Raw genomic sequence first — 24445 nt, forward strand, 5'->3', positions numbered from 1 at the left:
ATTATAACACAATAATAATATGTTGTCAACTACTATTTTCGGAGCATTTAACTGTTTTCTCAAGGATATTCAGCAAAAGTGGTGGGGGGAGGGAAATTATGTTTTTATCGCGAATATTCAATTCCTTAAATTCTTCTATAGAGGAACTAGCGGTGGTTCAGATCCTTGAACTAAATGAGAAAACAAAAGAATATGGACTTATTTTAACACCTGATGAAGTACGGCAAATGATGAATACCAGAAACCAGGTGCTTAACAACTATGGACGCGTGGAACTAAGTATAGAGGTCACCAAGGAGATCATTGAGTTATTTTCCGCTTCTCCCTATATCAATGAAGACGACTATCTTTTCACATTAAATGAGCTTCACGAAATTTTTTACTATATAAAAAATGAAACCGAAGAGAAGATCGGTGACTGTAGGATGATCGAGATGATGAGAAAGCTTTTTGACGGAGATTGCGGAGGTTCTCTGAATTTACTGAAAAGTAAGCTTGAGGAGTACGCAGAGGTCTTCAGAAGTGAGATACAGCTATATGAGGCTCTTGAAGGGGATGATGACTAATGGGATCGATGAATTACAACGATTTTCAAACATTAGTTGAGCGAGGAATCATTGAAAGAAAGAATCTCAAACAAAATCAGTATACGGTGTCCTTATTAAACGAAGGATTTCGTAATGGATTGCTGAACCGTCAGGAAATTTACAACATCCAAAATAGGCTCATGCTCGTCCTACAGAATCTGATCAAACGCTACACTAAAGGAGAGAGTTCTTCAGTTCCCACGGAAACGGCAGAAAGTCTTCTAACTTCCATGTTATACGCAATTGATGCCTATTTCCTTAGCTTGGGAACTCCAGAGAAGGCAATGACTTCTCTAAAAACGGTTGATATACAAAGTAGCTATGAAAAAGGAATCGAGACTGTAAGTACATGTTTTGAAGAATCGAAACAAATTTATAAACTAGTCAAAGAAGATAAGCTGAATGTTCCGGTTGACGCCTATAATATGACCATTAATGAATCCTTGCCTATTTTTATGAAGAAATACAGAATTATCTTTGATGCTCATAATACTATGGCAAGTATTGATTATCCGCTTGCGATCGATGATATGCGTCTTCAGGGCGTCTTTTACATTAAACAATATTTAGAACGTCTGTATATGGAAACGAAATTTTGTCAGTTGTTCAGCCAAGGTGATCTTCTCAATACGTTGGAGAGTTTTGGAAGAATGTATAAATTTGATTACCGGATCGAATTGTTTAATATTTATGAATTGATGTTGAATAGTGCTGTTTTTTCCGTTTTATCAGGTGGGAATACAGGTCAGGTTAAGATTTCGGCTTATCAATTTGAGCAAATAGAACGGTTATTAACTCAAGTGACTCCAGATCGAGTGGATATCATTGTTGGCGAAGCAATCAGAAGTCTTCTGAATGATCTGAATATCAGCGATTCGAGAATGAAAGATTACATGAATTTACACAGGAACCAGATGGTGCAGCGGATCGTCAATGCAGCTAATTCCTGCAGTTTGCAGGGACTCATTATTACCCAGCAAGAAGAGAGAATTAAACCTGTTGAATTTTCTTTAAACCTAAAAGATCGCTTGAGTGATATTAAACTACGAAAATTGTTGGTTGACGTCACGCAAATTGATAAGAAAGATAGAAAAGCCCAGCTCATCAAATCCAATCTGAATTCTCTTCACGATTATTTGGATGTTTTTGAATCGGATAGTCTTTACGGAGATGAATATGAAGCGTTATTCGTACTTTTCGGCGGCATGGAGTTGACAATCTTGGCTAAGATTGTTTTTTACGAAGATCTGCGGACCGGATTTTTGAGTTTTCAAGCAATGGTATCAGAACATGCCGGAAGCGAAGAGGAATGGAAGAAGCACTTCATTGAATATATGCAGAGGTTAAGCCCAGATCGACTTCAATCCATTGAGAAACTCATCTATATGATTGATTATGAAAAAATTAATTTCTATTGATCTGATCAAAGACAAACATAAAAAGTAAGTATGGTGTTCCAAAATAACTTGACAGATTTCATTTGCGCGTATACATTTGTATACATAAGCGACTCGTATACATATGTATACAACAAAGGAGGGGTTAATATGCGTGATGGACATTTCGGAAAACGCGGCCATCGAGAACATGGGGAACAAAAAGACCGTGGTGAGCATAGAGATCGTGAGCATATGGGCAGACATGGGATGGATTCTATGGATGGTCCCCCAAAAAGTGCTCAAACTTTTCGTCGCGGCAGAGCTCTAGCATTTTTGGAAAAGCTTAATGTGAATCGAGCCACTTTACAGCGGCAGCTGCAAACACCGGAGCTGGATTCGATCAAGCAAGTGATTAGCGGTGAACTGAAGGCAACAGAAGCGATCATTGAAGAGTTTATTCATATTTTTCAGATTCACGAAGTAACAACTGAAGAGAAGACGGTTTGTGATACTAAAAAAGAGGAGATTGATCCTGAAAATGAAAACCATTGATCTTATTAAAACGCGTAGAAGTATTAAGCAATTTAAGGCAGATTCCATTCATGAGGATGATTTATTGAAATGGCTGGAAGCAGCTAGTTATGCTCCAAACCATCGTATGAATGAACCTTGGGAACTCCTATTTATCGGGCCTGATACGAGAGCTAAATTAAAGCATAAGACGAATTTTGGAAGCGCTCCTGTCGTTCTTGCTATCTTATCTAAACCTGGTGCAACAGCGTTTGAACGTGACGAGAATGTTATGGCTGCCGCTTGTTTCGCACAGAACTTTTTATTAGCAGCACATGAAGTGGGGGTTGGTGCCTATTGGGCTTCTTTAGGTGCTTTGCCTCATAATCGTGAAATTCTAGGTGTTCCGCAAGATTACGATGTGATTGGACTATTTGGTATTGGATATCCAGAGGAAGTTCCAAATGCTAAGCCAAGAACACCGATGAAATCAAAAATCACATATTTATCTTAAAAGGTGATGGAATGTGGAAACTTAAGAGTTACTTAAGGCCATATTGGGTGTGGTCTGTGTTAGCACCACTTATGATGATGATCGAAGTGTCTATGGATTTGCTTCAACCTACATTAATGGCGAGCATTGTGGATCATGGGATTATGACGAAGGATGTATCACATATATATTCGACTGGATTGATCATGCTTGGAGTGGCATTGATCGGTCTATTGGGTGGGGTGGGCTGTACCGTTTTTTCAAGTATCGCCTCTCAAAATTTTGGTAATGATTTACGGATCAATCTGTTTGAACATATTCAGAAATTCTCAAATAAGAATCTGGATCAATTGAAGACAGGTTCGTTAATTACTCGTTTAACAAATGATGTGGTGCAGCTACAAACCTTTGTCCAGATGATTTTGCGGAATATCCGATCTCCATTGCTATTGATTGGTAGTTTGGTGATGGCCATCCGGATTAGTCCTACGTTGACGCTCATTCTTGTCGTTGCCGTGCCATTGCTGGTTGCCATATTGTATGGGTTAATTCGACTTTCTTTTCCTTTGTTCGAGAAAATGCAAACTAAATTAGACGGAGTCAATACCGTATTGCAGGAGAATTTATCGGGCATCCGTGTAGTCAAAGCATTTGTTCGTGGCAAACATGAAGAGAAACGGTTTAATACAGCCAACAAGGATTACACAGAGACTGCGATAAAAGCGGTACGCCTAATGTCATTAAATATGCCGCTCATGATGCTAGTGCTCAATGCAAGTATTGTAGCTGTCCTTTGGTTTGGAGGGGCGCAGAGCTGGAATGGCACGCTTCCGGTAGGTCAGTTGATCGCCTTTATTAACTACATCACCCAACTATTGATGTCCATGTTAATGCTGAGTAATATGCTCATATTCTTCTCGCGTGCAAAAGTCTCCGCAGATCGGGAGAATGAAGTGTTGTCCACAATCAGCGAGATTACAGAAGTAACCGATGCTAAGAAAGATGCTATATCTAACGGTCGAATTGTATTTGACAACGTTTCCTTTGCCTATGATCCTGCGGATGAGAACCTTGTGTTAGATGGCATCAATTTCACTGCTGAGCCAGGTGAAACCGTAGCCATCCTTGGAGCCACTGGTGCTGGTAAATCAACCTTGGTTAGCCTCATTCCTCGTCTTTATGATGTATCCTCTGGATCTATTACGATTGATGGTTCCGACACTCGGCAAATTTCTTTGGAACAATTGCGTCGCAGGATCGGTTATGTTATGCAGCAGGCTATTCTGTTCAGTGGAACAGTCCGGGATAATATCCGCTATGGCAGACCGGAGGCTACAGATGAAGAAGTGGAACAAGCAGCAATTGCCGCTGAAGCGCATCTTTTTATTATAGAACTTCCAGAAGGCTATGATACAGTGCTTGGTCAAAGAGGGATTAACTTGTCTGGTGGGCAGAAGCAGCGGCTTTCGATTGCAAGGGCTTTGTTAATACAGCCAACAATCCTAATCATGGACGACAGTACTAGCGCCCTTGATGCGGCGACAGAGTCGCGAATTCGACAAATGTTAAAAACACGGCTACATAGCAGTACAAATATTTTAATAGCTCAACGTGTCACTTCTGTGATTGATGCGGACCGCATATTAATTCTAGAAAACGGTCGAATCGCTATACAAGGTACACATGATGGACTTATGAGCAGCAGTGAAATATACAGAGATATCTGGAAGTCGCAGATAAAGGGGGAGGAGATGCCTTATGTCAAAGTCTAATAACGGCATGAACACCACTCCTTTCAATCGACCAGGCGGATTCGGCCCAGGACCGGGATCAGGCCCCGGACGCGGCGGCGCTGTACCAATCGTCCGCGCCAAGAATCAAGCAAGTACGCTTAAACGCATCTGGACTTACTTGAATCGCCAACGGTTCGGGTTAATTATTGTGTATGTATTTACGGTGTTGAATGCACTTCTTTCATTGATCGGACCGTATCTCATCGGTAAAGCGATTGATACTGCGGTTATTCCGCATGATTATCATGGTCTTGTGCGGTTTTGTATTCTCCTTATTGGCATTTATGGGTTAGGTAGTGTAGTTGCTTGGGTGCAAGCATACGTCATGACATCTGTTTCACAGAATACCGTATTTGAGCTGCGTCGTGATCTGTTCAGCAAGTATCAGCAGCTACCTATTAAGTTTTTTGACACACGAGCTAATGGAGAGCTGATGAGCCGGGCAACGAACGATATAGAGAGCGTATCCAGCACACTCAATCAGAGTGTAACCCAGTTGTTAAATAGTTTGATTACGCTAAGCGGTTCGCTCGTTATAATGTTCATGCTGAACGTTCCTTTGACCGTAGTTTCACTAATCACAATTCCGCTCGTACTACTGGCTAGTCGTAAAATTATAGGTTTAAGCCGAACTTATTTTCGAAATCAGCAGCGGCATTTAGGTGAACTGGGCGGGTTTATCGAAGAAACCATCAGCGGACAAAAAGTGGTCAAACAATACAATAGAGAAGAAGCGGAAGTTAAGCGATTCCGCAAAATCAGCGGAGAGCTGAACAAGGTCAGCATTAAGGCACAAATCGTATCTGGACTAGTGGGACCCGTGATGAACATGATTAATAATCTTGGATTTGCGATCATAGCCGGGGTTGGGGGCTGGATGGCCTTCCATAACATGGCTACAGTAGGTATAATCGTTAGCTTCCTTACCTATTCCAAACAGTTCGGTAGACCCATTTCTGATCTTGCTAACCAGTACAATTTAATCCAATCTGCAATTGCCGGAGCGGAGCGTGTGTTTGAAGTTTTGGAGATGCCGTCCGAATATGGGGATGAAGAAAGTGAGAATCTGCCAAGGCTAAAAGGGGAGGTTGTTTTCCAGGACGTTTCCTTTGCTTACAAATTGGATACACCGATTCTGTCTGGAGTTACGTTTGAAGCCAAACCTGGGGAGAAAATTGCGCTTGTTGGCCCAACAGGAGCAGGTAAAACAACTATTGTTAACCTGCTGAGTCGTTTCTATGATTTGAACGGAGGTGCCATCCGGATTGATGGCCGTGACATCCAAGAGGTAGATAAAAATTCACTTCGTAGTCAGCTAGGGATGGTGCTGCAAGATGCGCATGTATTCTCGGGAACCATTCGTGAGAATATTCGGTTTGGCCGACTTGATGCGACCGATCAAGAGATTGAGCAAGCTGCGCGGCTAGCCAATGCGGATGCTTTTATCAAAAGATTGCCGCATGATTACGAGACCCTTCTTAATGCAGAAGGTAGTAATCTTAGTCATGGACAGCGCCAACTGTTAACAATCGCTCGCGCAATTTTAGCTGATCCTGCCATATTAATTCTTGATGAAGCAACCAGTAGCGTAGACACACGTACGGAAATGCACATTCAACAGGCAATGAAGAATTTGATGAAGGGTCGAACAAGCTTTGTAATTGCCCACAGGCTTAGTACGATTCAGGACGCAGATCGTATACTCGTGATCCAGGGTGGAGGAATTGCTGAGCAAGGAAATCATGAGGAGCTTCTTGCAATGCAGGGCGCCTATTACGAGTTATACAATACCCAGTTCAAACGAGCGATTTAAAGAAATAATTATATGGCTGTTGAAAAAACACTGACTTGGATCAGTGTTTTTTTGTTAGAGAGGTGACCACAGACCATCGAATTGACCGCCGAAACGCGACATTGTATGCTACAACAAGATAATGTAAACAAGGAAGTGATTATGTGAGCCATTCCAGCTATGAGCAGCTTGAGACAGAAGGCAAACTACCGTTTGATGTTTCTTTACATAGCGTCAGCTTTGTGCCGAATCATTGGCATACGAGTGTGGAGCTGATTTTTGTGCTGTCTGGTAATCTAGAGGTTTCGACCGGAAACCGTCAATATAGGCTTAAAGAAGGGGATATGCTACTCATTAACCAGTGTTACGTGCATGAAGTTATCGGATTAGATGAGAATATCATCGCTACCTTTCAAATCCCTACAACCTATCTTAAGCAGCACATCCACAATGTGGAAAAGATCAGCTTTGAATGTTATTCTGCAGAAGCCGGTCCTGAGAAGCAAAATGGCTTAGATAACATGCGTCAGCTCATGGCTGAAATGGTACAGCTGAAATACAAAGGTGGGGAAGCCTATGAACTGGGGATGGAAGCACGTATGCTTGGGTTTTTCTCTGTTTTGGTCAAACAGTTCAAGCTGCCAAATTCCGGCGAAGCGATGAATATAAAATATATGGAACGAATGATGAGCATCATCACTTATATAGATGAACATTATAAAGACCCGGTGTCGCTGCAGATAATCGCGGAACGAGAGTATTTGTCGGTGCCGTATTTATCCAAATTTTTTAGCGAGAATATTGGGGTCAACTTCCAGACGTACTTAACCAGCATTCGTTTAAAAAATACCGTAGAAGCCCTTTTAAGAGATCAAGAGCATTCCCTTGCTGAACTGGCACTTGAGCAGGGCTTTCCAAACGCGAAATCTTTTTACACTGCATTCAAAAGCCGATATCATATCACACCACATGAATATCGCAAAAAATATCGGCCGCAAACTCACTCGAAACAGGAAGGTTCTACTTCCGGATACTTAGCGTTTAATCAATCCAGCGCACTGGGCATTATTCGGCAATTCCTCCGGCGTAGTCAGTCGCACCAGCTTGAACCCGTGCATCCGGTTGTTCAGCTGTCTGCGAGCATTTCGTTAGACAGGATTCAGCGGCAAATTCAGCATAGCTGGAAAAATATTATTACAATCAGTAAAGCAAATGAAGGACTTCAAAGTGATGTACAAGCTCATTTGAAATATGTACAAGAGCGGTGTCCGTTTCGCTATTTACGTTTTCATGGAATTTTTGATGATTCAATGATGGTGTACCGGGAGGATCACGAAGGGCAGGCACATTATAATTTTCGCTTTGTAGATCAGTTGTTTGATTTTCTGTTATCGATCGGCTTGAAACCTTTTATAGAACTGGGCTTTATGCCTTTTGATCTCGCAGTAGACAGCAGTAAACATGTATTTTATGAAAAGAGTTACGTGAGTCCACCTAAATCCATGGACCGTTGGTGTGAATTGGTTGATCGCTTTATTCGCCATTGTCTCAGTCGGTACGGTCTAGAAGAGGTGGAAAGCTGGAGGTTTGAATTCTGGAATGAACCGGAATATGGATTGTTCTGGCCTGCGACGGAAGAAGCGTACAACGAATTGTATGCCCGAACGTTCGACACCCTCAAAGCCATCTCTCTGAACCTACAGATTGGCGCTCCTGGTAGAATTATTACGCTGAACGCCAATGCGTTTTGTGAACAGTTTTTCACATTCTGCAAAGAACGGGGTTGTCTTCCTGATTTTATCCCGTTACATTTTTATCCGCATGAGGACATGGATGATCTGCTTAGTAACAATTGGGGGCAAAAAGAACTATCAAGTGAAAAAGAAATGTCTCCCCTGACAGTTGAGGGGTTCAACAAAGTGTCCCCAAACCCTGACTATTTGAAGGAATCACTGGAGCGTGAAATCGGGCTGCTCGCTGAGTTAGGACTTAGCGGACAAGAGCTATATTTAACCGAATGGAATTCAACAGCATTTCATCGCGAATTGACCAATGACACATTATATAAAGCTGCATATATCGTAAAGAATATCATCGAAAATCTCGACAGCATCAGTGGGTTCGGATATTGGGTACTGAGTGACAATATTGAAGAAACAGCGGCTTCATCCCGGATGTTTCATGGTGGGCTTGGACTTATGGCTCAGTATGGAATTCCGAAAGCAGCTATGCATGCCTATGAAATGCTCGCTAAGCTGGGGAATCGGCTAGTCGCACACGAAGAGGGTTATATCGTGACGGCTGGTAGAGGCGGTTATCAGATTCTGGCTTATAATTACTGTCACTTTGATGATTTGTACGCGCTTGGTGATACTTCATTCATTACACCTACTAGCCGTTATAGTGGCTTCAAAAACGAGAGGCTTCTTAAAGTTGAGCTCACATTAACTGGATTACCATCTGGCAGATATAAGCAAGTAAACCATACGATCAGCAGGGCACATGGCAGCAGTTTTGACAAGTGGGTAGAGATGGGGGCTCCAACCGTTCTGACTGCAGAGGACACTGCTTATCTAAAAGCTGCCTCTATTCCAGGCAGACAGATTCAGCTTCTTGAAGTAGGTGAAGAGCTTTCTGTTGTCATTAGAATGGAACCTCATAGCGTAGAACTCATTGAGCTGACTCCATTGTTTTGAGAAAATGAGTCAATTTTTAAGCTTCATCTTGATAAAGATTTTTGAAACGCTTTCATTTAGATTAAAAATGAACCTAAAAGTGTGTAATTGACTACCTCTCCTGTAAGAGGTGGTTTATTTTATAATCGAATTGTAAACGTTTTCTAAAAGGATGAGGAGGAATTACAATGACTGGAGCATCGATTAAAGGGCAGGTTCTCACCCCTTTTCGTAGATTGACCTTTGGTATTCTGCTTGGTTACGGCATGATGATGCTGGCACTGATGACACCTGCCACCTTGCTGCTGACCTTTAAAATGATTGAAGTGGATCCGAATGGTTACACCTCTTCCTATGGACTGGTTGCAGGAATTGGCGCAATCTTTGCACTTATCGGAAATCCGATTGGCGGTGCACTCAGTGACCGAACCCATCTTTCGTTCGGACGGCGGCGCACGTGGATTATCCTTGGTCCACTAGTTGGCTGTACAGCGCTGGTATGTACTGGTTTCGCCAACGAGCCTTGGCAGATCATGATTAGCTGGGCAGTCGCACAATTTTTCTTCAATGTAGGGATGGCAGCCTATACAGCGCTTATTCCAGACCATGTATCTCAGGAAAAACAAGGGACAATCTCCGGATTAATCGGTCTCACTATTCCAATCGCTATGACGGTAGGGATGATCATGATGACAGTGATGACCTCAGTTTCTTCAGAAATTAAGTGGCTTTTGCTCGGAGTAATCGGCATCATAGGTCCACTCCTCAGTACGTTGATTATTAAAGAAGGTAAAGTAGAACTTGTTCCCAAGACAAATAATCAAATATCGCTGGGTAAGAAGCTGAGTACGATTTTTCCTAGTCCACGTAAATTCCCGGAATTCTCTTGGGCTTTCGTATCCAAGTTCCTGATCATGATGGGATATTGTAGCACTTTATACCTCACAGTCATGCTGGTAAACCGGATGGGACTTACGGAAGAGCTGGCTACCGCAAAGGTTGCTACGATTAATATCGTTATGCTAGTGGGTGTTGCAATTACAAGTATCTTCGGTGGGGTGTTGTCAGATAAATTTGGTAAGCAAAAACCATTCCTGATCGTTTCAGGGTTCATCATTGCTATTGGGGTTCTGTTGTTTGCCTTTGTGCCAAGTTATCCGGCCTACATTGCCGGAGCTGCAGTGATCGGATTGGGCTTTGGCTGCTTCTCAGCCGTAGATATGGCACTCGTTGCACGGATTCTTCCAAGTAAAGAGGATTCAGCCAAAGACTTTGGGATTATGAACGTAGCTAATGCGTTGCCTCAGTCCATTGTTCCAGCAATTGCTCCCGTGCTGTTAGGCATTGGCAGCTGGACCTTCTTTTATATCTTCCTTGCCGTCTGCACCATATTCGGTATGCTGGCAGTGAAGCCACTTCCAGAAGTGGGAACAGAGAAAAGAGCTCAAACTGCTGAACTGACGGCTGTCGAAACACAATCACAAAAAGCCAATTTGGTCTAAGAAAAAACAAACAAGAAAACAGTGGAGGGAAACCAAATGAATCAGAGAGAGACTATTAAAACTAAAAGCCATCATACCATTTCTTACGTAAGCAATAAGGGCGGTCCAACCTTGGGTTATTCCCCTGAATCTGGAGTGCAGATTCTCCAGCAGGACGGACTGTTCTTCAAAGATTTAAATCGTAATGGCAAGCTGGATAAATATGAGGACTGGCGATTGACGCCACAAGAGCGGGCTGAAGATTTGGCTTCACAGATGAGTATTGAACAAATTGCTGGACTCATGCTGTATAGTCGTCATCAATCCATCCCAGCAGTTAGCAGCAGCTGGTTCTCAGGAACGTATAACGGTAAATCCTATGAGGAGAGCGGAGCCAAGCCATGGGAGCTTACCGATGAACAGCTGGCATTTCTGGCACAGGACCATCTAAGACATATTCTGGTGACCACCGTGGAAACTCCGGAAATTGCCGCCCTGTGGAACAACCAGGTACAAGCATTTGCAGAAGGAAGCGGTCTAGGGATTCCAGCCAACAACAGCTCCGATCCTCGCCATGGCTCAGATTCTAGCTCGGAGTTTAATGCTGGAGCTGGTGGACAAATCTCCATGTGGCCGGAGACGCTGGGTCTTGCGGCTACCTTCGATCCGAAGATCACTTATCAGTTCGGGCAAGTTGCCTCGCGTGAGTATCGCGCACTGGGTCTAGGTACGGCGCTATCGCCGCAAATAGATATAGCTACAGATCCGCGATGGTTTCGCTTTAACGGCACATTTGGTGAAGATTCTAAGTTGTCTGCTGACATGGCAAGAGCCTATGTCGACGGCTTCCAGAGCTCGGAAGATGACCGGGAGATTCACGAAGGCTGGGGATATGATAGTGTGAACGCTATGGTAAAACATTGGCCTGGCGGTGGTTCCGGGGAAGGCGGAAGGGATGCGCATTATGCTTGCGGCAAGTATGCCGTCTATCCGGGCGGTAACTTTGAAGAACATCTTATTCCTTTTACAGAAGGAGCTTTTAAGCTGGATGGCCCAACCAAGCAGTCTTCAGCTGTCATGCCATATTACACAATTTCTACAGATCAAGATCAGTTGAACGGGGAGAATGTCGGAAATTCTTATAATTCCTATCTTATTACCGATCTGCTTCGGGAAAAATACGGTTACGATGGTGTTGTGTGCACAGATTGGCTCATTACAGCAGACGAATCAGATAGTAAGGATTCCTTTCTCAGTGGTAAACCTTGGGGAGTGGAGGGTATATCCGTCGCAGAACGGCATTACAAGCTCTTGATGGCAGGCGTTGACCAATTCGGCGGCAATAATGAGATGGAGCCAGTCCTTGAAGCATACCGAATGGGAGTAGCTGAGCATGGAGAGGTATGGATGCGGAATCGCTTTGAGCGGTCAGCTGTTCGGCTTCTACTTAATATTTTCCGTCTGGGTCTCTTCGAGAACCCGTATTTAAAGCCTGAGGCGAGCGCTCAGATTGTTGGGAATCCGGCGTTTATGCAATCAGGCTATGATGCACAGCTGAAGTCGATCGTGCTGCTGAAGAACAAAAATCGGGTATTGCCGTTGGTAGCGAAACAAACCGTATTTATTCCGAAGCGTTATACTCCAGCAGGAAAGGATTGGTTCGGCAACCCAACGCCCGAAAAGACAGAATATCCGGTGAACCTGGAGGTTGTGTCTAAATATTATCATGTGACAGATCAGCCGGATAAAGCAGATTTTGCTCTCGTCATCATAAGCAGTCCCAAATCAGGAGTAGGCTTTAGTCAGGAAGATTCTGATCAAGGCGGTAACGGCTACGTGCCAATCAGCTTGCAGTATAGACCGTACACTGCGGAACATGCTCGGGAGCAGAGCTTAGCTGGAGATGCGCGGGATAACGATGTACTTAACCGTTCTTATAAAGGAAAAACCGTTGTTACGCATAATGAGAGCGATCTGGATCATGTCCTGGAAGCTCGCAAGCTGATGAAAGACAAACCGGTAATTGTGTCAATGTTGCTGTCCAATCCTTCGGTTGTTGCAGAATTTGAGGGAGAGGCTGATGTTATCCTTGTTAACTTTGGGTTGCAGGATCAAGCACTTATGGAGGTTTTAACGGGTGCGGAGGAGCCTTCTGGATTGCTTCCAGTACAAATGCCATCAGGTATGCAAACGGTAGAAGAGCAGCTGGAAGATGTGGCGCGAGACATGGAATGTCATGTGGATTCAGAAGGACATGTATATGATTTTGCCTTTGGAATGAATTGGAATGGTGTTATAGAGGATGCAAGAACGAAAAATTACCGGAAATAAGAACCGTTCTGCGGAAAAATAAAAGCGAAGCACCGCCTGAAGAATTTATCAGGCGGTGCTTTGTGGATCTATCGGTTTTCCGATAATGGAGCTATAAATTCCTGTAACCGATCCTGCCAAATGCAAAATCTGCTTCAGACGATCCATATCCACATAGATATCTTCGAATCCCGGAAAACGAATAGCAGGATCTGGCCAGCCTTGACCATACATCATGTAATAATCAAGAGCGTTATGGTTGCTGATCATCCAATACGTTGGAACGACATGCTGTTTATGAACAATTTCGATAACTTGTGTTCCAGGTTGACAAAACGCCAAATTGGCCAGTCCAGCGCCATGCGCTCCCAAGATTAGCTTAGCCGAAGCGAATAACTGGATTTGCTGTGCAACCGTCCAATCCTCAAGGTGAATAGGTTGAATGCTATATTCTTCAAGGCAGCGTATAACTTCCTCTTCATTGACCAAGCGCCTGGTGCTTGCTTTGTTTCGAGAAATATAAATGCGCTCAGGTGTAGCGAGTGTTGATTCCCTATGAGGTAGTAATAATTTACGTAGCGTATCCGTGGTCCACGGGGGATAGTGGGAATTCATCATCAAAGAAGGGATAAGTAGCTGATCAGCTTCAAAGAAAGCTTCAGGATTTGTCCGGATTACTGAAGACTCTGATATCCCGAGCATAGCCCAGGTTTGTTCCACAAATGGTCCATATGGATTTGGATTCATCAGGATGGAGGTATAAGGAATTCCACTCATTTTGAGCATCGCCAACCTAGGGAGCACATCATACAACCAGTGGAAATAGTTATAGCTTCCGCAAAACGTCAACACAGCCACAGTTCCTTCTAAATATTGAAGTTTTGGATCATTCCACCGGTGGAATACAGGGTGTTCCTCTGCTTCTAGCATTCTATTTTGCATGGCGTCATATTCCTGTGACAGATCAAAGATCAGCTTTCCTTCCGGAGATAGAACAGCACCAGATTCTCCCCATACCCTTCCACTCGAGATAGTGGCTACGTATCCGCCAATAGGCTGTAAACAATAAGGTGTCAGTGCAGGATGAATGCTCGATTCAGTGCTTTTAGGAGCAATGAAATGGGCAGCCCTACCGAAATCAAAGGGAATAACCTGTCCAGCTTCATGGATAGTTCTTTTTTGTCCCCATTCTGCTTCAAGTTCCAAGATGCTCCGGTAATATCCAGAGGGCGTTCCCCCGTTCACAGAAAAACTCATCGTTTCACCTCTTTTGGCCAAGTAGAACTCTAGAAACATCATTAAGCTATTCTATGGAACAAAGAACTTAACGACACAATTCCTTCGGAAAAGGGCGAGTGAACAGCGTTAAAAGCAGTCAACTTTATAAATAGCTTGACTTGGAGTGAACTCCAAGTGAAATAATAACAGATAACTGCTAGTGAACCTTACCTTCTATTGAAAGAGAGGAGTCATTGTAAATGGACTATGTGAAACTTGGCAATACTGGCTTAGAAGTATCCCGGCTGTGTCTTGGCTGTATGAGCTTTGGGGTAGCAGAACGCTGGATCCATCAGTGGGTGCTTGATGAGGAGCAGAGTCGGCTGATCATAAAAAAAGCTCTAGAGCTCGGAATTAACTTTTTTGATACGGCTAATGTGTATTCTGACGGAACGAGTGAGGAGATTCTTGGACGGGCACTCAAGGATTATGCTAATCGAGATGAAATTGTCCTCGCCACTAAAGTTTATAATCGTATGCATGAAGGACCCAATGGTGCCGGACTTTCCCGAAAAGCAATTATGAGTGAAATCGATAAGAGTCTAAAAAGATTGGGAACAGACTATGTGGATTTGTACCAGATTCATCGCTGGGATTATCACACACCTATCGAGGAAACGATGGAGGCACTTCATGATGTGGTTAAGGCGGGAAAGGCAAGATATATTGGTGCTTCTGCAATGTATGCTTGGCAATTTCAGAAAGCTTTATATGTAGCGGAGAAGAATGGCTGGACCCGGTTTGTATCCATGCAGAATCACCTCAACCTTATCTACCGTGAAGAAGAGCGCGAGATGTTACCACTTTGTAAGGAAGAAAAAATTGGTGTTATTCCATATAGTCCGTTGGCCTCCGGTAGATTAACTCGCGACTGGACAGTATCAACACATCGTTCAGAGACCGATCAAATACAAAAATCCAAATATGATGGAACTGCAGATGCTGATCGTTTAGTTGTGGAGCGGGTAGCTGCAATTGCCGAAAAGCATGGTGTTCCGCGGATTCGTATTGCTCTTGCATGGTTGCTTCAAAAAGAACCGGTAACTGCTCCAATTATTGGTGCTACGAAAATGTCTCATCTCGAAGATGCTGTAGGAGCGTTATCCATTACGTTAACACCTCAAGAAATTACGTTCTTGGAAGAACCCTATACACCGCATCCAATCATTGGTTTTAATTAATATTGAGGATCGGAGGATAATGAAAGTATGACCATTACAGAAGTAAGTGGAAAATTTAATCTTACGCCGGATACGCTCCGCTATTATGAACGCATCGGTATTATTCCACACGTGAATCGCAATAAAAGTGGAAATAGAGATTATTCGGAAGAAGACTGCAGGTGGATTGAACATATCAAGTGTATGCGAGGCATTGGGCTTCCTGTTGAAATCTTGATTAAGTATGTCGAGCTGTATAGACAGGGCGATGAGGCTAATCATGCTAGAGTAGAACTCTTGATTGATCAGCGGAAGCAGCTTTTATCTAGAATGGAAGAGATGAACAGAGTAATGGAACGGATGGATGCAAAAATTGAACGATTGAGTAAACAATAAGTCCTCTTTTGAGGGCTTATTGTTATGTTAAGGATGTTCTTTTATAGCTTCTTCCGATAAGCTTTGGGAGACATACCGTAGGTTTTGGTGAATTGTCGTGTAAAGTAATTGCTATCGCTAAACCCGCTTTCATGTGAGATCTGAGTAATACTGAAGTCAGAATGCTTCAACAAGCTGCAAGCCCGTTCCAGACGCAATCGATGGAGATAGGAGATAGGAGTCGTTTGATAGTAAGAGCGAAAGATCCGGTTTAAATGTCTAACGGATACCCCTGAGTGTGCGGCGATTTGATCCAGCGACAACGCTTCAAGATAATGGTCTTCCATAAAAGAGAGCGACTTCGCTAAATGTATTAGGTGATTATCCAGGCTGCCTTTATCCTGTTTTTCATAATGCCTTGATAAATAGACAACCAGCTCCATAAATCGTGAGACGAGCAAAGTCTGATATCCTTGAAGTTTGTGGCTATATTCTTCAATCATATCGGCAATGAGTGTAGTGACAAATTCCAGCATGGGAATTGGCAAGCTTAGTTTACTTGTGTAGGCGTGTTTATGACGATACAACGGCTCCAATACAAACAGCGCCTGAAAGCCGTTCGAAGTTCGCAGATCTGATCCAGCTGTCGACAGCATTTCAGGCTTGTACATAATATTACAGATCTTAAAATCCTGAGGATCTTTAAAAGCATGCGGGGTTGAACCATTAATAACAAAGACATTCCCCTTTTTGATGAATGATTCTTCGGTATTCACAATATGAGTAGCAGTACCACTCAAGACAATTACGAGCTCTGAAAAGTCCACATGTCTATGAAGGTCAGTATCATTGTCGTGGAAGCCGTATTGAATAAAAAATGGGAATTTCTGATCTGATGTAAACCAATTTAAATAAAATTCGCTCAATCCGTAACCCTCCAAAAGAATGTCTAGATGAATGTCTATATCATGCTATTTTACGACTGGATAATCAAGGTTTATCGTTTAGCTAGTGGAGTATAATCCTTGACATAGATGCAAATGTTCAATAAAAGGAGAATGCTTCATGAAATATAACAATCCGATATTACCAGGTTTTTATCCAGATCCAAGCATTTGCAGAGTAGGCGAGGATTACTTTTTGGTAAACAGTTCATTTGCTTACTCTCCGGGAATCCCCATTTGGCATAGTAAAGATTTAGTCCATTGGAAGCAGCTCGGATATTGCTTAACGCGTGATTCCCAGCTTCAATTTGATACATCGGTCGTGTCTGGAGGGGTGTGGGCACCAACCATTCGTCATCATAACGGTCGATTCTACATGGTGACGACAAATCAGGATAGCGGTGGACACTTCTACGTTTGGACGTTAGACCCAGCAGGTGAGTGGTCGGATCCTATTTACGTGGATCAGGAAGGGATTGATCCCTCCTTATTTTTTGACGGTGGAAAAGTGTATTTTACAAGCACTGGCACCAAAGATGGTATGGGAATCTACCAATGTGAGATTGATATTGAAACGGGCCATAAGCTGAGCGATTCTCGCTTAATATGGACAGGCAGTGGCGGTAAATTTCCTGAAGGACCACATCTTTATAATATAAATGGCTACTATTATTTAATGTGTGCTGAAGGCGGGACAGAATATGGACATATGGAGACCATAGCAAGAAGTAAATCACCCTATGGACCCTTTGAATCCTCTCCCTGGAATCCCATTTTGACTCACCGGAGCTCGGATTACCCTATTCAAGCTACGGGACATGGCGATCTGGTAGAAGCACAGGATGGCAGCTGGTGGGCGGTATTGTTAGGGATACGACCAGTAGGATATCCATATCGACATCATCTTGGTAGAGAGACATTCCTTGCTCCGGTCCATTGGAGTGAAGATGGATGGCCGATGATTGGAGATCACGGTGTTGTTGGATTAGAAATGGAAGCTGACACTCCACCACCAGTGCTATGGGAAAAGGAGCCTGAGACCGATGATTTTAATCGATCTGATTTAAGAATGAGCTGGAACTTTATCCGCAATGCTAAAAAAGTCGATTGGTCTTTGCAAGAGCGACCAGGGTGGCTAGCATTATATGGAGCGGATGTGAGATTAAGCGAACAGGGAACGCCTGCATTTATTGGCTGTAGACAGCGCCACTTGGATTGTGAAATCTCTACTAAAATAGAATTCAACCCACTAGATGGTGATGAAGCAGGTCTTGTTGTGTTTATGGATCGGATGTATCACTACGCAATCGGGCTAACCCAGGTAGAGGGTGAAAATGTGATTACGCTGCGAAGACAAGTGGGTAGCATAAGTGATGTGAAATATTCTTCTCCATTTGAAGGCACAGTCGTAGAATTGAGGATTCAAGCATTACCTGAGAAATATTTGTTCTTTTATCGAGGTGAAGATCAGTTATGGCATCCACTTGGTGAAGCGGAGACGCACTTGATCTCTACAGAAGTGGCAGGCGGATTTACCGGAGTGTTCTTTGGAATGTATAACTACTCAACCAACCGAACAATCGCATATTATGATTGGTTCCGCTATCAAAAGGAATGACAATCCAAAAAAATGTTAAATTAGGAAATGGCGGTGCTCGGGATGTTATCCCAGCACCGTCATTTCTTGTATTCGGCAATAGCTTAATTTTTCCGTATATATTCTATATACCAGTGCTGATTGTGACCGCCGTTATCGCTCCATTGAATGGCCTGCGCACCGCTGGTTTTATCTTGTCCCGATATATCTAATAACTTGCCACTGGCACGGTTTTTAATTTTATACGAGTTTTTTTCACCAGTCGGAATAAGTTCCCACTGTTGGTTCCACCCGGTATTGCTTGGCCATTGAATAACACTGGCCCCATCGGATGATGATGATCCGTTGACATCCAATAAATCTCCGCTAGCTATGTTTCTGAAATTATAATATCCGTTCTCTGCAGTTTCGAGATACCATTTTTGATAATCTAATCCTTGATCGATGTATTGTACGATAAGCGCACCGTCCGCTTGTGAATCCGCTCCGCTGACTGACAGCACGTTATTGCTGTGTTCATTGATAATTCTGAGAGGGATTGGCACTCCAGCGTGCGTCGTTGAAGTTAGTGCGAGTGATGATGCAGATACAACTAACATAAGTGCCAAAATCGTTTTCAAACCGTAGCGAATGAGAGATCGTTTCATGAAAATACACTCCTTCTTCAATTTAATTTAATTGCGGCCTGTCCAATTTTAAAAAAGTTTTATGTATTCAATTTAATCACCTCCTAAATCGGTAAATGTACTGCATATCATGTAATAGAATCTGAAAAATCTATCTTCAAAGTAAATAGATTAAATATAAATAAATAATGGTTCATTTGCTAAGAATATACTTTAATATAAAATAATGAGTCAATATGATTTTTTTCACTATTTATATAAAAATAATAATGTCAACTGCTTTAAATGAGCATATCAAAAACAAAAAAATACTCACCGGATCATAAAAAGAAACGGCCAAATCCGTATCTTTTTGTGGGCATTCATATATTAAATTTCTAGGTTCAGTGCTAATAGGAAATATCTTCTTGTCTACTTTTTAAGATATTCTTGGTAAGGTAAGGGGATATCAATAAATAAGAGGTGATGAGTTGTAATGATTAAGAAATACTGCTTGTTCTGTGATGAGATGGTATCCATTACATCGGAAGGCGATTACGATAGATATTTAGGCTGTAATTGTTCTCCTGACGGGTTCTATAGCTTATTGAGAGACAGCTATGAGCCTATAAATTCTCTTGCGCATTCAAAGAAACGCGATATGTTTCATGTAGTATCGGCTTATATACGGGAGCTGACAGATCGTGGAGAGAAGGTCAGTTTATCGGCCGGTGATTTAGAATCCATTGTAAATTCCTCGAAAATTCCAGTGACGATTGAAGATAAAGGCAACCGTTTACTGCAATACTTATACAGACATTCTGAAGCCCCAGGGGAATCCGTTGTTATTCAGCCACTCTCCAGTAGCTATAACCTAACGTATTCACCTAATCTGCAAGAACTGGTATATATCATAGATAAGCTGATAAACGAGCAGTTTATGATCAGGGAGGGCATGACCTTTAAGCTGACGGACGAGGGATGGAATGAAGCTGCCGCAATCGCAGGAGGCAAAAAATTAAAACCCTGTATCGTTCTATTGTCAGATGCGGAGGATTTGCACACGGAGTGGGTGGATAAGCTGCTTCCTAAAATCGAGCAGTTTGGTTATATTCCACGGCTACTAAGGCATACGTCAACGCAAAACCGTGAACCGTATTCCTTGGAGCTTATAGAAGAGAGCAAACTGATTATCGCTGATTTAACCGGCCAATCCCCTGAAGTGTATTTTACTGCAGGATATGCACTCGGGTTGAACATTCCAGTAATTTGGACTGTAAACAGCAGCGATGCTAATGATCTTTTCGTACAAGTGAAAAATATCCGTCCTATCGTTTGGGATACAGCTGAAGAGCTGGTAGTTTTGCTCCAGCAGAAGTTGAGTTTATAGAGTCTATGTCAAATTTAAAATGAACATCTAACGCAGAAGAAGCCGCGAAATATTGCGGCTTCTTTCTTTTTGCTATAACCGTTAATGTCCCGACACAACGCTATTACGAATTTTTTTTTCTATTATTGACGACTGACCCGAGACCTACGAATAGGAATGCTACAATACTGCAGAGAAAAAATAGGTAACTAAGCGGAATTAAAAAAAAAACCGGCTCATGCAAGATTCCATCCGGTCCCACGCTTGAACCGACCGTACGTGAGATCATTAAACTGATGATGCTTAATAATAATGGTGAAGCTGCTAATAGATATTTCTTTTTCATATGACATTCTCCTTTTCTTAATAACCCTATAATACACAAATCAAACTTGTAAATCAATATTAATTTATTGATAATCGATATATCATTATTGTGATTCAAATGAATTAACTTGTGCTTAGAATTTGATTTGAAAAAGGGGACTTGACCATAATTGCTGGCGAGGACTATTATTTGGTTTAAACAAATTCATGTAAGTCTCAAGGCTTTTTTGTATAGAAGGTCGCTCCAAGTAGGATGGATTGAACAGTAACAGATAAATAGAAAACGGTTACATCCAATGCTTCGATAGAATGAAGGAACGGCGTTCTGATCATTGGTATGACTTTTTAACAGCTGCAAGGGGGCAGATATGAAACCAATATTTAAGATTATGATTGTGGATGACGAAATGCTGGTTAGACAGGGAATTAAACATCTTTGGGATTGGGAACAAGAAGGGTATCGAATCGTCGGTGAGGCCTCTAACGGTCTTGAAGCACTAAATATGATCGACGAGGTCAGTCCTCATATCATACTTACAGATATCGTAATGCCTGTTATGGGCGGTGAGAAACTGGTCAAGATTGTAAAGGAGAAGTACCCTCACATTGAAATCATCGTCTTAAGCAGTTTCAGTGAATACGATTACGTTCGATCCACATTTCAGAGTGGTGTTGCGGACTACATTCTAAAGCCTAAGCTAGAAGCCGATTACCTGTTGTCTATCTTAAATAAAGTTACTGCCAAAATGACAGGAATGAAGACGACTGATCAAGGTTCCAATGCTGGGGAAAAACAGCTTTTGCTAGTCATCGAGAAGCTAATGACAGGTTATGAGTCTATGGTTGAGCCCACATTGCTTCAATCGATGTTTCCTTACAGACAGTTCGCGTTTTTCGGAACGGATATGAGACATATTAAAGATTCTAGTGATAAGTTAACGTTCGCAAATGAAATCGAAAGAGGAATACAAAAGTTAGCTTTGGACGATGTTGTGTTTATTCGGCTAAAGTTTGTCAACGATTCGGTTATTTATTTACTTAATGCTAATCCGGAGCCATGGGACGAACTTGTAATTGAGCTTAGATACCTGGTCTCCGAAATGGTGCAAGGGGCAAGAGAATCGCATTTTATTATTAGTCAGAGCTTTATGGAATTTAAAAGACTTGGTGAGATTTACCGTGACAATTATTTAAAGCTTGCACGTTACAGTTTCTATTTGCCGGAACGAAACCTAATAGAAAATGATCATTTACCGGGTCTTCCAGGGGCGTACCAAGAATTAGACATCGGAGAATTAATGGAACAGCTTAGACGTAAGCAATACCAGAAGGCATTCACAGCTTTTCTTGAAAATGTTCATCTGCGTTCGATGGATTATCGCATCGACATTTTCGAATTCAAATCGTTATTGGGGAACTTTATATTCAACGTAGCGACCACACTTGGAAAAATGAAGTATGAAATCGGTGGGCTGGAGGAAGCTAAATACGATTACTTCCGAAGAATAGATGAAGCGTTGTATGCAGGGGATGCAATAGCTGTTGCTGAAGCGTTCATTCGAGAAGTTGAGCGCACTATAGGAGAGACGAATACATCAGTTAATCCAAATATGACAATGCTAATTGATTATATTCAGGAACATTATGCAGATCCAATCACGCTTACAGAGGTAGCGAAGCAGTTCCATTTTAACGCTTCTTATCTATCCAGCTATTTTACTGCTCATAATGGTGAAGGGTTTAGTGAGTACTTAAACAAAGTTCGATTGGAAAAAGCTATGGAGCTGCTTGAGACAACAGAACATTCTATTTCCGATATCAGTGCCAGCGTGGGTTATTCAGATCAGAGTTATTTTACCAAGGTATTTAAAAAGCAGACGGGCATTTCTCCAAGCCGGTACCGGAGACGGGATGTAGAGGAGCATGATTAAAAACATCAAGAATAAGATTAGAAAGCAGGGGCTATTCCTCAAGTTATTTCTCGTTACACTTATTAGCATCGTTACAGTATCGCTCCTGACGTTGTCTATTACCATCAGCATGTCAGAAAAATTATTTCTGCAGACCTTCAGCATAACCAACGGTAAACTTCTGAACCAGATGAAGACAAACCTGGAATCTTACAACAATGTTGTAGCCACTGGTGCCACTATGATGGCTCAGAATGAAGCCATTCGAAACTACTTATCTAGCGGAGAGACGGACACAGTAAACCTCGCCATCAAAACATATCAAATGACAGAAGGCATGCGGGCAATACGTTCTAACCTCAGTGCTTTTGATGTTGGGATCATGATTGTGGGCGTGAATGGCAGGAGTTATTCAACTGATCCTTGGTATTGGTCCATTTCCGCCGAGGAACTGAAGGATCATCCGATTACGAAGGAGACCAAAGCCCATCCTGAGCAAATCTTGTACCAGCTCGATCTAAGGGATAATAAAGCGAACGGAAAAGAACCTATGTTGGTGGCTTCCAAAGCTTTATTTGATCATTCGACTGGTAGAATCTATGGCACCATGTACGTAGCCATTAGTGATCGCGATTTCAAGCCCTTTTATGCTAACTTTACGAGTGAAGGTAATGATGTTGTACTGCTAAATGAGAAGGGGTTAATTGTATCCAGTAGCAAGACTGAGATGATTGGGGTCCTCGATAAGCAATTGCTGCAAGAAGTGCAAGGTGGCGGAAAAGATGGTGAATCCACCTATTTTATGGGGAATGAACGAATTGTGTTTTCTGAATACTTACCTGAATTTGATTTTTATTTGGTGAATCTCATCGATAAGAACGCCGTGATCGGACAGATGGTAAATGCCAAAGCAGTAACCTTGACGATCATGGCTATCGTTGCGATATCGCTTATTATTGTATTTTTAATTACCCGAACAATGACGAAGTCTCTACGTGTTCTCGTTGAACAGATGTCTAGTATCCCTACAGGTGAGTTTGATAATCATGTAGATGTCGCCAATAGTAGTTATGAAGTTAAGGAGCTGGGAAGCGCCTTCAATTTTATGCTTGATTCACTACAAGATTATGTTGATCGATTGATGGAGACCCAGAAGCAGCAGCGTAATGCAGAGCTCGCCGCTCTTCAAATGCAGATCAATCCCCATTTCTTATACAATACGCTGGCTTCAATCAAATTTTTGGTGCAGCAGGGTGACAAGGAAAAAGCAGCTGGAACGATAAACGCTCTAATCTCACTTCTGCAGAATACAGTCAGTGATGTTCACTCTACCATACCTGTTCGTCAAGAATTAGAGTCGCTGGAGCATTATGTATACATCAATCATGTAAGGTATGGTGAGAAGATCCGTGTGAATTTCTTTGTGGAGCCCGAGAGCTTGGATTATCATATGCCGAAGCTAATTCTTCAACCTTTTATAGAGAATGCATTCTTCCATGCATTCAATCTTAAAGATGAGGGAAGGATTCTCATCATGATTGCCGTTCAGGAAGATCAACTTGTATGTGAAGTTGTAGATAATGGCGATGGGATGGATCTTGATCCGGATTTGATGAAGGAGGAGCAGCTACCAGCATCGAAGCATAAACGTCAATTGTTCTCCGGGATCGGTATACGAAATGTAGATGACAGAATCAAATTGTTGTACGGAGAGAGCTACGGGATTAACATTTCAAGTAAACGGCATGAAGGTACGAACATCAAGATTACGCTTCCATTGGTGAATGCCAAAGATTTTACAAGAACCTAAAAATAATACCAGAGTCGATAAGCGTGACACAACAGGACCCAATAATAACA

The 24445-nt window shown here is 42.3% G+C and carries 19 protein-coding genes; 15 read left to right on the forward strand and 4 right to left on the reverse strand.

Features of this window, described 5'->3' with window-relative positions; translation table 11 throughout:
- Positions 1–98 precede the first annotated feature (98 nt).
- From MHB64_RS15050 to MHB64_RS15090, 9 genes are all read left to right on the forward strand, one after another.
- Positions 99–566: a DUF6323 family protein gene (locus MHB64_RS15050; protein WP_341134750.1), complete on the forward strand. Its 468-nt coding sequence runs from the start codon at positions 99–101 to the stop codon at positions 564–566.
- Positions 566–2005: a DUF6179 domain-containing protein gene (locus MHB64_RS15055; RefSeq protein WP_341134751.1), complete on the forward strand. Its 1440-nt coding sequence runs from the start codon at positions 566–568 to the stop codon at positions 2003–2005. The genes MHB64_RS15050 and MHB64_RS15055 overlap by 1 nt, the downstream gene beginning before the upstream one ends.
- A 129-nt stretch (positions 2006–2134) precedes the next feature.
- Positions 2135–2518: a hypothetical protein gene (locus tag MHB64_RS15060; protein WP_094868741.1), complete on the forward strand. Its 384-nt coding sequence runs from the start codon at positions 2135–2137 to the stop codon at positions 2516–2518.
- A complete protein-coding gene (locus tag MHB64_RS15065; protein ID WP_094868742.1) occupies positions 2505–2990 on the forward strand; it encodes a nitroreductase family protein in 486 nt (161 codons plus the stop codon). The genes MHB64_RS15060 and MHB64_RS15065 overlap by 14 nt, the downstream gene beginning before the upstream one ends.
- Positions 2991–3001: 11 nt before the next feature.
- Positions 3002–4741, forward strand: a complete 1740-nt coding sequence (locus MHB64_RS15070) for an ABC transporter ATP-binding protein (RefSeq protein WP_341134752.1) — start codon at positions 3002–3004, stop codon at positions 4739–4741.
- Positions 4728–6575, forward strand: coding sequence for an ABC transporter ATP-binding protein (locus MHB64_RS15075; protein WP_256989692.1), 1848 nt, complete (start codon positions 4728–4730; stop codon positions 6573–6575). Before MHB64_RS15070 ends, MHB64_RS15075 begins: the two co-directional genes overlap by 14 nt.
- A gap of 143 nt (positions 6576–6718) precedes the next feature.
- The gene (locus MHB64_RS15080; RefSeq protein ID WP_341134753.1) at positions 6719–9250 is read left to right on the forward strand and encodes a GH39 family glycosyl hydrolase; all 2532 of its coding nucleotides are present in this window, start codon (positions 6719–6721) and stop codon (positions 9248–9250) included.
- 167 nt (positions 9251–9417) lie between these two features.
- Positions 9418–10731 (forward strand): MFS transporter, encoded by a 1314-nt coding sequence (locus MHB64_RS15085; RefSeq protein ID WP_341134754.1) that lies wholly within the window; start codon positions 9418–9420, stop codon positions 10729–10731.
- A gap of 36 nt (positions 10732–10767) precedes the next feature.
- Positions 10768–13041, forward strand: a complete 2274-nt coding sequence (locus MHB64_RS15090) for a glycoside hydrolase family 3 protein (protein ID WP_341134755.1) — start codon at positions 10768–10770, stop codon at positions 13039–13041.
- 48 nt (positions 13042–13089) lie between these two features.
- Here the strand turns inward: MHB64_RS15090 and MHB64_RS15095 are convergent, their stop codons facing one another.
- Positions 13090–14277 (reverse strand): glycosyltransferase family 61 protein, encoded by a 1188-nt coding sequence (locus tag MHB64_RS15095; RefSeq protein ID WP_341134756.1) that lies wholly within the window; start codon positions 14275–14277, stop codon positions 13090–13092.
- Positions 14278–14498: 221 nt separating this feature from the next.
- On the opposite strand from MHB64_RS15095, the gene MHB64_RS15100 reads away from it, so the two are divergent.
- On the forward strand, positions 14499–15479 hold the full coding sequence (locus MHB64_RS15100) for an aldo/keto reductase (RefSeq protein ID WP_341134757.1): 981 nt from the start codon (positions 14499–14501) through the stop codon (positions 15477–15479).
- Positions 15480–15506: 27 nt separating this feature from the next.
- Positions 15507–15854, forward strand: a complete 348-nt coding sequence (locus tag MHB64_RS15105; RefSeq protein WP_094874928.1) for a MerR family transcriptional regulator — start codon at positions 15507–15509, stop codon at positions 15852–15854.
- A gap of 41 nt (positions 15855–15895) precedes the next feature.
- Here MHB64_RS15105 and MHB64_RS15110 read toward each other — a convergent pair whose 3' ends face one another.
- On the reverse strand, positions 15896–16759 hold the full coding sequence (locus tag MHB64_RS15110; RefSeq protein WP_341134758.1) for a helix-turn-helix domain-containing protein: 864 nt from the start codon (positions 16757–16759) through the stop codon (positions 15896–15898).
- A 139-nt stretch (positions 16760–16898) separates the two neighbouring features.
- Between MHB64_RS15110 and MHB64_RS15115 the strand changes: the two genes are divergently transcribed.
- The gene (locus tag MHB64_RS15115) at positions 16899–18395 is read left to right on the forward strand and encodes a glycoside hydrolase family 43 protein (protein WP_341134759.1); all 1497 of its coding nucleotides are present in this window, start codon (positions 16899–16901) and stop codon (positions 18393–18395) included.
- 83 nt (positions 18396–18478) lie between these two features.
- On the opposite strand, the gene MHB64_RS15120 is transcribed toward MHB64_RS15115, so the two are convergent.
- The gene (locus MHB64_RS15120; RefSeq protein WP_341134760.1) at positions 18479–19021 is read right to left on the reverse strand and encodes an RICIN domain-containing protein; all 543 of its coding nucleotides are present in this window, start codon (positions 19019–19021) and stop codon (positions 18479–18481) included.
- Positions 19022–19475: 454 nt separating this feature from the next.
- Here MHB64_RS15120 and MHB64_RS15125 point away from each other — a divergent pair, with 454 nt between their 5' ends.
- Entirely contained in the window at positions 19476–20369 is an 894-nt protein-coding gene (locus MHB64_RS15125; RefSeq protein ID WP_094868753.1) for a hypothetical protein, read from the forward strand.
- Positions 20370–20472: 103 nt separating this feature from the next.
- On the opposite strand, the gene MHB64_RS15130 is transcribed toward MHB64_RS15125, so the two are convergent.
- Complete coding sequence (locus MHB64_RS15130; RefSeq protein WP_341134761.1) at positions 20473–20694, reverse strand: DUF3955 domain-containing protein; 222 nt, start codon at positions 20692–20694, stop codon at positions 20473–20475.
- Positions 20695–21043: 349 nt separating this feature from the next.
- Here MHB64_RS15130 and MHB64_RS15135 point away from each other — a divergent pair, with 349 nt between their 5' ends.
- Both MHB64_RS15135 and MHB64_RS15140 read left to right on the forward strand, forming a co-directional pair.
- A complete protein-coding gene (locus MHB64_RS15135) occupies positions 21044–22606 on the forward strand; it encodes a response regulator transcription factor (protein WP_094868755.1) in 1563 nt (520 codons plus the stop codon).
- Positions 22599–24395, forward strand: coding sequence for a sensor histidine kinase (locus MHB64_RS15140; RefSeq protein WP_094868756.1), 1797 nt, complete (start codon positions 22599–22601; stop codon positions 24393–24395). Before MHB64_RS15135 ends, MHB64_RS15140 begins: the two co-directional genes overlap by 8 nt.
- Positions 24396–24445 lie beyond the last annotated feature (50 nt).

The organism is Paenibacillus sp. FSL K6-2859 (assembly GCF_038008265.1).
In the GTDB taxonomy this organism is placed as follows: Bacteria; Bacillota; Bacilli; order Paenibacillales; family Paenibacillaceae; genus Paenibacillus_AQ; species Paenibacillus_AQ nitricinens.